The 12,806-nt window shown below is 49.1% G+C and carries 12 protein-coding genes; 7 read left to right on the top strand and 5 right to left on the bottom strand.

From position 1 onward, the window contains the following. Positions 1-686, top strand: a 686-nt coding sequence (locus tag KDK16_RS12155; RefSeq protein ID WP_257276323.1) for a hypothetical protein, incomplete at its 5' end; no start/stop codon positions are given. Here KDK16_RS12155 and yacG read toward each other — a convergent pair. After that, entirely contained in the window at positions 675-890 is a 216-nt protein-coding gene (gene yacG, locus KDK16_RS12150) for a DNA gyrase inhibitor YacG (protein ID WP_373690987.1), read from the bottom strand. The two genes, KDK16_RS12155 and yacG, sit on opposite strands and share 12 nt — an antisense overlap. Before the next feature lie 32 nt (positions 891-922). Continuing rightward, complete coding sequence (locus KDK16_RS12145; protein WP_257276322.1) at positions 923-1,843, bottom strand: outer membrane protein assembly factor BamD; 921 nt, start codon at positions 1,841-1,843, stop codon at positions 923-925. A gap of 352 nt (positions 1,844-2,195) precedes the next feature. Between KDK16_RS12145 and rluD the strand changes: the two genes are divergently transcribed. Continuing rightward, positions 2,196-3,152, top strand: coding sequence for a 23S rRNA pseudouridine(1911/1915/1917) synthase RluD (gene rluD / locus KDK16_RS12140; RefSeq protein WP_257255409.1), 957 nt, complete (start codon positions 2,196-2,198; stop codon positions 3,150-3,152). A gap of 66 nt (positions 3,153-3,218) precedes the next feature. After that, positions 3,219-3,959: a peptidoglycan editing factor PgeF gene (gene pgeF / locus KDK16_RS12135; protein WP_257255408.1), complete on the top strand. Its 741-nt coding sequence runs from the start codon at positions 3,219-3,221 to the stop codon at positions 3,957-3,959. Positions 3,960-4,001: 42 nt separating this feature from the next. Here the strand turns inward: pgeF and KDK16_RS12130 are convergent, their stop codons facing one another. Next, entirely contained in the window at positions 4,002-4,820 is an 819-nt protein-coding gene (locus KDK16_RS12130) for an alkaline phosphatase (RefSeq protein ID WP_257276321.1), read from the bottom strand. Further along, positions 4,768-5,643, bottom strand: coding sequence for an alkaline phosphatase (locus KDK16_RS12125; protein WP_257276320.1), 876 nt, complete (start codon positions 5,641-5,643; stop codon positions 4,768-4,770). The genes KDK16_RS12130 and KDK16_RS12125 overlap by 53 nt, the downstream gene beginning before the upstream one ends. Before the next feature lie 211 nt (positions 5,644-5,854). On the opposite strand from KDK16_RS12125, the gene KDK16_RS12120 reads away from it, so the two are divergent. Then, entirely contained in the window at positions 5,855-7,648 is a 1,794-nt protein-coding gene (locus KDK16_RS12120) for an MOSC domain-containing protein (protein ID WP_257276319.1), read from the top strand. A 40-nt stretch (positions 7,649-7,688) separates the two neighbouring features. Here KDK16_RS12120 and KDK16_RS12115 read toward each other — a convergent pair whose 3' ends face one another. Then, positions 7,689-8,435: a hypothetical protein gene (locus KDK16_RS12115; protein WP_257254665.1), complete on the bottom strand. Its 747-nt coding sequence runs from the start codon at positions 8,433-8,435 to the stop codon at positions 7,689-7,691. Between the two features lie 172 nt (positions 8,436-8,607). On the opposite strand from KDK16_RS12115, the gene clpB reads away from it, so the two are divergent. From clpB to KDK16_RS12100, 3 genes are all read left to right on the top strand, one after another. After that, positions 8,608-11,178, top strand: a complete 2,571-nt coding sequence (gene clpB / locus KDK16_RS12110) for an ATP-dependent chaperone ClpB (protein ID WP_257276318.1) — start codon at positions 8,608-8,610, stop codon at positions 11,176-11,178. A 273-nt stretch (positions 11,179-11,451) separates the two neighbouring features. Continuing rightward, positions 11,452-12,255 carry a Cof-type HAD-IIB family hydrolase gene (locus KDK16_RS12105; RefSeq protein ID WP_257276317.1) on the top strand — a complete coding sequence of 268 codons (804 nt, stop codon included), beginning with the start codon at positions 11,452-11,454 and terminating at the stop codon, positions 12,253-12,255. Positions 12,256-12,543: 288 nt separating this feature from the next. Further along, positions 12,544-12,806, top strand: a 263-nt coding sequence (locus tag KDK16_RS12100; protein WP_257276316.1) for a hypothetical protein, incomplete at its 3' end; no start/stop codon positions are given.

The following is a 12,806-nucleotide window of genomic DNA, read 5'->3' as shown; positions in this document are numbered from 1 at the left end:
AGAAAGTTATGCATTATGGGCAGGAATACATGCATCGCTACAGTCTGGATGAAAAGCGTCAGGATCATTGTGTGGCATCCAAAGACCTTAAAGGTTTCTATCCTGGCGATACTTACTTTCATCAAACATTATTCCCTTCCATTTGCCAGTTTGCTGATGACCATAATCCGGTCACCAATCTTGTCATGAGGCGTTTTCTTCTGGGCGATCAGGATTATCTGAAACTTGATAATTACTTATTCAAGCACGCCGAAGGTGATGAGCTGATGAACGTTGAAAAGGGGGATGAGCTCATCACTGGCAAGTTAGTCAGCATTGATTTTGGTATGTCTTTTTATAATCAATTTTCCCTCCCGAAGAACTGCACTATGGATGAATTTACCCAGAAGCTTTTGCAGCCATCAAGATTGCACAGAGTTCAGTATCGAGGAAAGAATACTCTGTTGACTATGGTTGAGCAGATGCCAGATGATCAGGTCAAAAGATCGATAGAGTCAGCATTGCAGAGAATTGCCGAGCTGTCAGATCAGCATTTGAGCGAGCTGGCTGAGCATATGCATCAACCAGAGCTTCGTGAGGCCATGTATGAAGTTCTGGAGTTTAAGCGCTCTCAGGCAAAAGCCCTCTTGAATCAGGGCTCCTGGCCCGAGGAGCTGGGTGTAGGCAAAGGTTTCTCAGTGCTTTAGATGGTCATCGATCTCGCCGGACAACAGATCATCAAAAGCAGGGTCTCCGGGAATCGAGCGCTCTTCATTTGCCCAGGCTCCCAGATCAATCAACTTGCATCGTCGGGAGCAGAAGGGTCGAAACGTGTTTTCTTTCTTCCATTCCACTTCTTTGCCGCATTTTGGGCATTTCACAGTCGTTGGCATTGAATTAGTAAACCGCAAGGTCGTGCGGCTTCCAGCTGGAAGCCGGGATATTACTGTTCGTCTTCGGGAGGCTTGGGAGCGACAGGAGTCTGCGTTTTCTGCTTCTCAACACCTGAATCACCCAGCAGGCCGAATGACACGGTATAGAGCAGTGAGGGGTCGACATCACCGAAGGACTGATAGCCGATGAATTCCCCCTGGTCATTGAGCAGTTTCGAATTCGGGAAGTTCAGTTTCAAAACATCAAGGGCTTCATTCGCAGGCTCTGTCAGCCCCAGTCGTTGATAACCTTCCACTATGATACCCAGTGCAGGCTCTACTGCCGGGGTTCTCTGCATATTTTCAACAACGTACTTGCCACGATTCACTGCCGCTACGTAGGCTTTACGTTTCATGTAGTAATTGGCTGCATGAATTTCATAATCAGCCAGACGATTTCTCAGGGCTACCATCCGCTGACGGGCATCCGGTGCGTATTTGCTGTCCGGATAGCGTGTCAGTAATTCACGAAACTCGTTGAAGGATTGACGAGCCTGACCAGGGTCGCGCTTTGTGTTGTCCAGTGGCAGGTAACGTTCGATGAGGCCCATAGCAGCCGTATTAGAGGCCAGGCCTTTGATGTAATAGGCATAGTCTGCATTGGGGTGCTGTGGGTGCAGGCGAAGAAAACGGTCCGCTGCAGCTCTGGCGGCTTCAGGCTCTACATTCATGAAATAGGCATAGACCAAATCCAGCTGAGCCTGCTCCGCAAAAGAACCGAAGGGATAGCGTGACTCCAGTGCACGCAGATAGTCTATAGCCTTCGTATAACTCTGGTTATTCAGCGACTGGTTGGCCGTCTGGTAGAGCTCGGCCTCAGTCAGGGATTCCGGGATCGTTTTTTTCTCAGGGGTCGAGGAGCATCCTGCCAGAACCACCGCAGCAAGGAACAGACCTGTCAGGCGCGAGTATGTGGTTTTGAGTATTGTCATGGTGTTTACAGTTTCCTTACTCCGGCATGATTGTGAGGAGAGCTGGTGCTCCCCACGAACTTAACAGCAGGGAAGCAGGTTGATGATAAAGTTTTGAGCATAGTCCAGCCAGACCCAGTGATGTGATAAACTTCCCGCCTTTATCCAACCAATTTAAACACAGTCCGCCGTAAAACGAAAAGAAACCGGGTCTATTAATATCAATCTACTGCTTTCAGGAGGCTGAACATTTTTATTGACCTGTTTTATTGCAGCATTTGTCCTTCGGTGGCTGAGATTTTTTTGTTGATTGACACAGGGGTCTGACCGGGAATAGCGCTCGCCCAGGCCCCTCTAACCTGAGAAGTATTTGATGAGTGAGCAGATCAATCAGCAGGTCGTTGTGCCTGATGAACTGGGAAGCAAAAGACTGGACCAGATTGCGGTCAGCTGCTTTCCGGACTTTTCCAGAGCACGTCTTCAGGAGTGGATCAAAAACGGTGATTTGCGGGTGGATGGCCAGAAGAAAAAGCCTAAAGACAAGCTGATCGGTGGCGAGCAGCTAACACTCAGTGTTGAAGTCGATAATGAAGAACGCTGGGAACCTGAAAACATCCCACTGAATATTATTTATGAAGACGATGCCATTCTGGTCATCAATAAACCGGTGGGAACGGTGGTTCATCCGGCGGCAGGGAATTACTCAGGTACTTTGTTGAATGGCCTGTTATATCATTACCCCGAGATGGCCTCGGTGCCCAGGGCGGGCATCGTGCACCGACTGGATAAGGATACCTCGGGGCTGATGGTGGTGGCCAAAAACCTGGCAGCTCACACCGATCTGGTGGCTCAGCTTCAGGACCGAAGTGTCAGTCGTGAATACGAGGCGGTGGTTCAGGGCGTCATGACGGCTGGCGGAACGGTTAATGAACCGATTGCCCGTCACCCGACGCATCGTCTCCGGATGGCGGTGGTACCCAGCGGCAAACCCTCTGTGACTCATTACCGGGTTCTGGAGAAATTTAATGCTTATACCCATGTCCGCTGTAAACTGGAAACGGGGAGAACTCACCAGATCAGAGTACATATGAGCCATATTCGTTTCCCGTTGGTGGGGGATGATTTGTATGCTGGCCGCCTGAGAATTCCAAAGGGATGCTCTCCCGTTCTGGAAGAGATTCTCAGAGGCTTCAGGCATCAGGCTCTTCATGCCGGGAGACTGGGCCTTATGCATCCGGTGACAGATGATTATATGGAGTGGGAGGCACCTTTGCCGGATGACTTTTCTGCGCTACTGGATGTACTAAAAGAAGACGCTAAAGAGTCCTGAGCAGGATACCCTGTTTTTTTTCGGGGAACTCAGGTTCCCAAGGCATCGTAATAGAGAGAACCGAATATGTCTGAAGATCGTTACCTGCTTCCGGACTGGCCTGCGCCCGAAAGTGTGAGGGCTGCTGTAACACTGAGAACCGGGGGTTACAGTCGGGGCGCTTTCAGTAGTTTCAATCTGGGGCTGCGATCCGGTGATGATCCTGATGTGGTAGAAAAAAACAGGGCGTTGCTGGGTGAGAACCGTCAATGGCGGTATAGGCCTCAGTGGCTTAAACAGGTTCACGGTACTAAAGTGGTCATGGCCAGGCCGGATAACATTGAGAGAGAAGGTGATGCGGTTTGGACAGATAAGCAGGGGTTACCCTGTGCTGTCTTAACGGCGGATTGTCTCCCGGTTATTTTTTGCAATAGATCCGGCACCCATGTTGCTGTTTCTCATGCCGGTTGGAAAGGGCTTCAGGCAGGCGTCCTGGAAGCCACGGCTGAAGCTATGGGCGATGAACCCGACCAGTTAATGGTCTGGTTGGGTCCAGCCATCAGCCAGTCTCATTTTGAAGTGGGGCCTGAAGTTCGTGACGCTTTTCTGAATTCTGATCTGCAAATGGAGACGGCTTTTATTCCAGGCCAAGGTGACCGTTGGTATGGCGATCTCTATCAACTGGCAAGGTTTCGGTTGGATAAGCTGGGCGTGACACAAATCAGTGGCGGCAATTTCTGTACCTACAAGGAGGATGACCGCTGGTTCTCTTACCGGAGGGATGGCGTCCAGTCCGGACGTTTAGCCACATTGGTCTGGATTGAATAGATCGGAAGTGCTCTCAATGAGGGCACTTCCTGTGGCTCACTACTAGCTATAATAGCGCTGCCTCAGTCCTTCAAATAAATTGGCAAGATCAGGCGCTGGAGCGGGTGACTCGCCCGGGCTACTTTCCGACCAGGCTCTGTGAATGTGATTGGCACCATCATTCTGTTTATACACTCTCTTCAGATAGTGGTTGTAGTTTCTGCTGGCTACCGTGTCTACGTGGTACCAGTGAGCTTTCGTCCGACTGTGACTGATATCCAGCAACACATAGCCTTTTTCACTCTGGTTTGTCCACTTCAAGTTCGGCAGAGCACCGTCCAGGGCCAGTGAGGCCACTTTGGCAAGACCTGTCTTTTCAGAAAACCCGGATGTGACTGCGGGGGTCCCAAACTCTCCACCCAGTGCGCCAAAACCTGAAATCCGTCCGTAGTGAGGAAAGCGCGGTTCAGGCGCCAGATCAAAAGCCCATGAGCTGTGAGTGTCGCCGGTCAGAACCATCAAATTATTGATACCCTGATTTTGAATGTGATCAAACAGTCGCTGTCGGGATGCCTGATAACCATCCCATTGATCCATGAGGATAGGAAGATTCGAATTGATGGTGAGTTGTGACATCAAGACCTGCTGTCCAAGTGCCCGCCAGCGAATCCCTTCGTTCATGGATTGGCTTAAGCCATTATGCAGCCATTGCTCCTGATCCGTACCCAACAGGCTTCTTGACGGATCTTTAGCGGCTTTGGCAGACAATGGCAGAGCCTGCCGGTCTCTCCCCGTCAGTCGGGTGTCCAGCATAAAGAGATCAATCAGGTCACCAAATCGGAATCTCCGATAAATGGTTTTTTTGTCCAAACTGGTCAACAATGCCACTCTCCCTGATGGGCATCCATTCAAAATAAGCCTGAATGGCATCGTTGCGGCGTGATTCCCAGATGCCCTCACCAAAGTTATGGTTTTGGGCTCCGCCTTTCCATGAATCATTAGCCGATTCATGGTCGTCCCAGACGCAGATGAAAGGGTGCTGACGGTGAACTTCTTGCAAATCCGGATCGGTTCGGTATTGGGCGTAACGCTGTCGGTAGTCCTGAAGTACTGTTATTTCTTTTGCAGGCAGCGGGCTACGACCAAGGTTATTGTTTGTTCCAAAGCCACCGGGACCGTACTCATAGATGTAGTCTCCAAGATGGAGTACGGCATCCAACTCGGATCTTCGGGCAATCTCCCGGTAGACGTTAAAGTAGCCCGCCGGATAATTAGAGCAGGAGCAGAACGCCAGTCTCAATCTGTTCAGGTGTCCTTCCGGTAAAGTCCTTGTTCTGGCCACCGGTGAAGGTTTTCCATTAGAAAAGAATCGGTAGTAATAGACAGTGCCTGATACCAGGCTCTCGGCATCAACTTTAACGGTGTAGTCAACATGAGGGCCGGTAACGCCCTCGCCGGACCGGACTATCTGGTTCATCTGCGGGTCAAGGGCCATTTCCCAGGAATAGGGAATAATGGCCTGTTGAAAACCAGGGTCGGCATCGGGAGTGATCCGGGTCCAGAGGATTACCCGATCGGTCAGGGGGTCGCCACTGGCTACACCGTGCTGAAAGGGTTGGTGGCTGCTCGCAAAGGTTTTGAGCAGCGGCAGTGTAGCAATCCCCAGGGCAGCTCCCTGAAAGAAACGTCTTCTTGTTATAGCCATATTCAATCCATGACAGGTGTTTTTTAAAATTGTCAGGGCAGAATAGAGAAGCAATGTGTCAGTATGAAGAAGGTTTGTTGACAAAACTTAAGAAAGAGCAAAAATCAAAGTTTCAGGAAAATAAATGGGTTGTAAATCAAAGCGATTGATCTTTTGTCGAACTTCAGTTGTGAATGATTCATGTTAACTGTTCAGGCTTCGGCTTAAAGGGATGACTAAGCAGGACTGGTATAAAAAAATGAAACTCACAGCGATCTGCATTGGAAAAACAAAGCGCCATAACATACGCGGTCACGGTGTTACAACGGCTTACCTGAAATTTGAGGTGCATGGCCCGGTAAGGGTTCATGCAAGTGGTATTGAGGGTAATGAGGTAGCTGTCCATAACGACCATATCTATGTTGTTTCAACGACTACTTATGCGTACTGGAAAGAACGTCTTGGCGGCAACGATGAAGATTGGCCAATGGGTCGGTTTGCAGAAAATCTCGTTATAGACGGGCTGGATGAGGTCGCTCTGGCAGTGGGAGATGTTTTGCGCATAGGCGATGAAGTAGTGCTATCCGTTTCCGGGCCTCGTATTCCATGCTTCAAAGTGTGCTGGCGGTTGGGGCAGCCGGATAGCTTTATTCCGGAGTTTGCAATCTCAGGTCATAGTGGCATTTACCTGAATGTAGTTAAAACAGGTACCATCGTCGCCGGGGATCAAGTACAGGTCGAAGCCAAATCAGAGCCACGTACTCTGGCGCTGAACATCTCTAAAGCACTTTTTGCGGGCACAGCCAGCTTGGATCAGATGCAGGCGATGTCAGAGCTTGAAGGCCTGAGTCCGATGTCTTCTTTCTTCTTAACATCAAAAATCGCAGCGGAGCGAGATCGGGCGCAGTTATCAAAAGGTCGCTGGTCAGGCTCTCGCGCACTGAGGGTTAAAGACATCCGTCAGGAGACGCCAGACACAAAATCAGTCTGGCTTGAAGCACCAGATGGAGAGGCACCCTTGGCAGGAGCACTGGCTGGCCAGTTCCTGACGGTGAAAGTACCGCTGGCTGAAGAAGAAATCACCCGAGTCTGGAGTCTTAGCGACTTTCAGGATGACCCTGACCACTACCGTATGACCATTAAGCGCTCTCCCGGCGGGCCCGGTAGTGCATATATGCATGGGACACTGGCGGTGGGAGACAACCTTCGCGTATCTTCCCCCATGGGTCAGTTTACCCTTGCACGCGGCAATCCAAAACCCGTGGTTTTGTTTGCTGGCGGGATTGGGTTGACCCCTCTTTTAGCCATGCTAAAAGCACACACGTCGGTAAAAAACTACCCACCTGTATATTTCTTTCACGCGGTTCAGGATGGCATTCATCAGGCGCACCGGGATGAATTGGATCAGCTAGGAGCACTCCCCAATGTCGAAGTTATTCATATTTTTTCCCGACCGACCAAAAATGACATTTCGTCCGGTCGTTTCGATTATCAGGGCCATCTTACGAAGGATATAATTGCTGAGAAGCTGGACGGGCTTTACATTATGGACGGTGATAAACGGATAGATATGCCACCCTATGAGTTGCTGTTCTTTCTCTGTGGACCACAGACTTTTCAAACTCATGTTCGTGAAGCGCTGCTGGCACTTAAAGCCAACGCCCATCAGATCTACACCGAAAGCTTTGGAACGGAACCGGGAGCACCGCCTCCGCCCGTAGTGGAAACCGCTGAGGTCACTTTCTTACCCGATGGGGTTGTTGCGAAATGGGATGCAGGTCCCAATCTTTCACTGCTGGAACTGGCTGAAGAATACGGCCTGACACCCCCTAACGCTTGCCGTATGGGTGTATGTCATTCATGCGCCTCCCGGCTGGTAGCAGGGGATACTTTCTACGATCGTGAGATCTCCATTGCACCCCCTGAAGGTGAGTTCCTGCTTTGCTGTGCACGACCCAAGACTGAGAAAGTCACAATTATCCTGGCAGGTGACACAAGCAAAAGTGTTGAACCAGGTAAAGGCTGATGGTATCCGGTCGGGACATTTTGGTGGTTTGTATTCAGCTTTAGAATTCTTGATGGTTTATATATTCTCCCGATTGATAGTCAACGGAGTATATCCTGAATTCATCTGAAGGGGCGGTGAAGGCAGCTTCCGGACAATAGGAGAAGCCTATCAGGGCACCATCCCGGTCAAATATTGCAACAGTGTTATCGAAGTACCAGACCTTCAGACTTTCGGGCAGTTGTTTGGGAGGGGCTGTATAGGCTGCTGTGCTAAGATTCAGAGGTCTTACCCGGTACATTTGCCATTTCCACTGAGCATCGTTCCAATCTCCGTTCATAGCAAGACACTTCCAGAGAGGCGTTGCCTTGATTGGGGTTGCTCGCCTGGAAACTTTGGCAATGTTTGTATTTTCCGGGCGCTGTTCCAAAGTGATGGTTACTATCTGGTTCTCTCTAATGGGTTCCTGTTTGTTTCTTTCTGATTGCCAGTAAGGTTGAGTGAAATATTCCCAGTAACTGAGGTCTTCCGGGCTGATGAAGATAGAGTAGTTGCCAAACCCACCGTTTTTTGCGCAGAGGGCTGTAGTCGTGATTTCTTTCTCTCCTGTCACAACGCCAAGACAAAAGCCTGTCGAAGACAGATCGTTGAAAATGACAACGAGACTGTCTTCCGGGTTGGCAGACGCTGCCATTGCCTCAAGAGAAAGGGTGATGATAAAGGCAAATATCAAAAAAAGTGTTGCAGATAACGGATCAGATGGGGTTGGTCGATGCTGTTGAGCGGGCGGGTTCCATAATTTTTTCATAGTATTGAAGGTTATCTCGGATCAAATCAAAACCCTTCAATCTAGCAGGCACCAAGATATTAGCCACTTCGGGAGGGCTGGGAAAGCCAAGTCTTGAAAAGATCGATTCTGCCGCAATATACATGACAGAAGCCGCCCTGTCGGCAATTAATAAAGCGCGGGAGAACTAGCTATGCGAGCAGACAGACTCACCAGTAAGCTGCAATCCGCATTGTCAGATGCTCAGTCACTGGCTCTGAGTAAAGATCACAATCAGATAGAACCTGTCCACCTGTTATTGGCGCTGCTGAATCAGCCGGGTGGTTCCATCAAGCCTCTTTTGAGTCAGGTGGGTTTTAATTTGCAGCAGCTGGTTGATGAGCTCGAGAAGCTAATGGATCAGGTACCAGTCATCAATAATCCAACCGGCGATATTCAACCGTCCCAGGAAACCATCCGTTTGCTTAACCTGGCCGATAAGCAGGCCCAGAAAAGCGGGGATCAGTTTATTTCCAGTGAAACCGTTCTTCTGGTGATGATGGAGGGGCACTCGTCCGTTTCCAGTGTGCTGAAAGGGCAAGGGGTAAGCCAGCAGGCTCTGGAAAATGCCATCAACAATCTCAGGGGAGGCGAAGCGGTCAATGATCCCAATGCGGAAGATAATCGCAATGCTCTGGCGACTTACACCATTGATCTTACTGAGCGGGCTGAAGCAGGCAAACTGGACCCTGTCATTGGACGGGACGACGAAATAAGACGCATTGTTCAGGTGTTGCAACGGCGTACCAAAAATAATCCGGTGATTATTGGTGAGCCCGGTATCGGCAAAACCGCCATTGTTGAAGGACTGGCTCAAAGAATTATTAATGGCGAAGTGCCTGACGGTATCAAGGGTAAAAGGCTTTTGTCGCTTGATATGGGCTCGTTGATTGCCGGGGCCAAATTCAGGGGCGAATTTGAGGAGCGTTTAAAGTCGGTACTTAATGAGCTGTCCAAACAGGAGGGACAGATCATCCTGTTCATTGATGAACTCCATACCATGGTAGGAGCCGGTAAAGCAGAAGGTGCTATGGACGCTGGTAATATGCTCAAGCCTGCTCTGGCCCGGGGAGAGCTACATTGTGTTGGTGCGACGACACTGGATGAATACCGGCAATATATTGAAAAAGATGCAGCGCTGGAGCGTCGTTTCCAGAAAGTACTGGTGGATGAGCCTACAGAAGAAGACACTATTGCTATTCTACGTGGTCTGAAAGAGCGTTATGAAGCTCATCATGGTGTTGACATTACCGACCCGGCCATTGTCGCTGCGGTAAAACTGTCCCAGCGCTATATTACTGACAGACAACTGCCTGATAAGGCCATTGATCTGATTGATGAGTCAGCCAGTCGTATCCGCATGGAGATGGATTCCAAGCCAGAAGAAATGGATCGTTTGGAACGTCGCTTGATTCAGTTGAAAATCGAACAGGAAGCGCTCAAAAAAGAAGACGATAAGGCATCCAGAGAGAGGCTTGCTCTGCTCGACAAAGAAGTGAGCCGTCTTGAAAGAGATTACTCAGACCTTGAAGACATCTGGAAGGCCGAAAAAGTCGTTCTGCAGGGATCTCAGAAGTTACGGGAAGAGCGTGAGCAACTGCTGATCGCTCTGGAGGTGGCGCAGCGTTCCGGTGACCTCGCCAAAATGTCAGAAATTCAGTATGGCCAGCTGCCTGAGCTGGAAAAGAAGCTGGCAGAAGCAGACGCTGCTGAGTCAGGTGGAGAAACCAAGCTGCTCCGCAATCGGGTCACGGATGAAGAGATTGCTGAAGTCGTATCCCGCTGGACCGGGATTCCTGTTGCCAAAATGCTCGAAGGTGAGCGTGAAAAACTCTTGAAGATGGAAGACGCACTTCATGGTCGTGTCATTGGTCAAGACGAAGCAGTAGTCGCTGTTTCTAACGCTGTTCGCCGTTCCAGAGCGGGTCTGGCCGATCCCAATAGACCTAATGGCTCCTTCATGTTTCTTGGGCCAACCGGTGTCGGTAAGACAGAGTTGTGCAAGGCGTTGGCGGAATTTCTGTTTGATACAGAAGACGCTATTGTTCGCATCGACATGTCCGAATTTATGGAAAAACACTCTGTTGCCCGTCTGCTGGGAGCACCTCCTGGCTATGTGGGTTATGAAGAGGGAGGGTATCTGACAGAGGCTGTGCGTCGTAAACCCTATTCGTTGGTGTTGATGGATGAAGTAGAAAAGGCTCACCCTGATGTTTTCAATATTCTCTTGCAAGTATTGGAAGATGGTCGTTTAACCGACGGTCAGGGAAGAACGGTAGACTTTAAAAATACTGTTATTGTTATGACTTCCAACCTCGGCTCTGATGTCATTCAGACCATGCAGGGTGAAGATTTTGAAGCACTAAAATCAACGCTTATGGATGTAGTGGGAGCTCACTTCAGACCTGAATTTATCAACCGTGTTGATGAGCTGGTGGTCTTCCATCCGTTAACTGAAAAGCAGATAGAAGGTATTGCGGCTATTCAGTTGAGCCGACTGAACAAACGTCTTGCTGAAAACAGTCTGTCTCTGGAAGTCTCTGATCAAGTAATGAAGAAACTGGCTGAAGTGGGTTTCGATCCTGTCTACGGTGCCCGGCCATTGAAGCGGGCCATACAGCGCAGTATTGAGAATCCGTTGGCAGAATCCATACTGTCCGGTCAATACTCTCCCGGTGATGTCATCATGGCAACACTCACAGATGGTGAGATAACATTCGAATAATCCTCTCTTACCGCAGCCGCTATCCAGCGGCTTCTTTCTTTTGATGTTCCTTAAGGGCTAACCCTGCTGGTTATAGCAGTCTGAGAATACTTAACTCATGATCTTTGGTATATTCGGCTATTGTCAGAAAGTGAGACCAATGTGCATAATTTAGAGACCAATACACCTGTTTTATCTGGTTATCACTGTGTCATTCAGCAGGCCAAGAAAGCAGTGTTATCATGGCTGCTAGTGTCAGGATACAGATAAAACGCACTCTCCGATGAGGTATGCATGTATCCCGTTGTTGTCTCTGATCTTGATGGTACTCTTCTCAATGACCAGCATGAGCTAGCGCCCCGCACAAAAGAAGTTATTCGTCGTTTAAGTAGTCAGGGTATCCGTTTTGTCTTTGCTACTGGCAGGCATCACCTGGATGTTGAAGAGATGAGGGCACAGCTGGACATCGACATGTTCACTATTACTTCTAATGGTGCACGTGCACACAATCCTCAGGGGGAGATGATCGTCAGCCATGATCTCAATCCTGCGTTTATCCAGCCTTTAATTGCGATTGGCCGCCGATACAGCGAAACCGTGTTTCAAAGTGTGTACAGTGAAGATAAATGGTATGTCGAGCAGCACCATGAAAACCTGTTGAAGTTTCACAAGGACACAGGTTTCAGTTACACCCTGCAGGATTTGGATACGATTCCTGTCGACAAGATTATCAAAGTGTTCTTTGTAGCCAAAGAGCATAATGAGTTACTTGGTCTGGAGCAGGATATTCATAAAGCTTTCGGCGACTCCGTGAATATGGCTTTCTCCCTGGATACCTGTCTTGAGGTCATGGCGCCAGCCGTGAGTAAAGGTGCGGCTCTGGTAGAAGTCATGAAACTCAAAGGACTAAAGCCCAAAGACGCAGTAGCCTTTGGTGACGGCATGAACGATGTTGAGATGTTGCAGGTTGTTGGCAAAGGATTGGTTATGGGAAATGCTACAGAGCGTTTGAAAGCAAAACTTCCCGATCATCAGGTGATCGGTCAATGCAATCATGATGCTGTTGCTCAATACCTTGAGGAGCATTACCTGAACTGAGTTTCATATAAGCTCAGCAGTGCCCCGGTGAGCATTAATGACTCTCTTTACAAGTTTCTTTGAATTCAGTCAAAAAGCACGGGGAATCAGGTATCCAAAGTCGTATTTTGGCTAACTCTGAGGTTGGAAATCTCAGATTCGACTTGTGGTGCCGCAGTCAGTGCTGAAATTCTGCCCATTTCTAACGCGAGTCAACGTCTCGTGCGGTATTAAGATCCTGGAGTCAGGAAAATCTGAGCTTCTTGTCTAGAATGACTTCGTTATCTCTATTTGAAGCTCAGGTGTTTTATGACTTTTGTTTTTATTGTGCCTATCCTGCTTTTGTCGGGTAGTAGTCAGGCTTTAGTTCCTCACATTTCATCATTCGTTTCCGGCGATGGTGTCGATGCGATTCTTTCTTCTTTTTTACCTGATCCCATTCGTTTACCAAAATCTAACGTTGCTCCGCTGTTATTGTTACAAAAGGGTGAAAAAGGTTCGAAAATCAGTTCGCCTGTCTCTGAAGGAGGTGGTCTGCAGCCGGATAAAGGTACGACGTTTACTGGCTATCC

Source organism: Endozoicomonas sp. SESOKO4 (assembly GCF_024606275.1).
The sequence above is the reverse complement of the archived record's forward strand: the minus strand, read 5'-3'. Positions and strand labels throughout refer to the sequence as shown.

Coding starts and splice junctions, on each gene's coding strand:
- KDK16_RS12120 (WP_257276319.1), top strand. CDS start 5,855: ATGACTAAGCAGGACTGGTATAAAAAAATGAAACTCACAGCGATCTGC.
- clpB (WP_257276318.1), top strand. CDS start 8,608: ATGCGAGCAGACAGACTCACCAGTAAGCTGCAATCCGCATTGTCAGAT.
- rluD (WP_257255409.1), top strand. CDS start 2,196: ATGAGTGAGCAGATCAATCAGCAGGTCGTTGTGCCTGATGAACTGGGA.
- KDK16_RS12125 (WP_257276320.1), bottom strand. CDS start 5,643: ATGGCTATAACAAGAAGACGTTTCTTTCAGGGAGCTGCCCTGGGGATT.
- KDK16_RS12145 (WP_257276322.1), bottom strand. CDS start 1,843: ATGACAATACTCAAAACCACATACTCGCGCCTGACAGGTCTGTTCCTT.
- pgeF (WP_257255408.1), top strand. CDS start 3,219: ATGTCTGAAGATCGTTACCTGCTTCCGGACTGGCCTGCGCCCGAAAGT.
- KDK16_RS12105 (WP_257276317.1), top strand. CDS start 11,452: ATGTATCCCGTTGTTGTCTCTGATCTTGATGGTACTCTTCTCAATGAC.
- KDK16_RS12115 (WP_257254665.1), bottom strand. CDS start 8,435: ATGAAAAAATTATGGAACCCGCCCGCTCAACAGCATCGACCAACCCCA.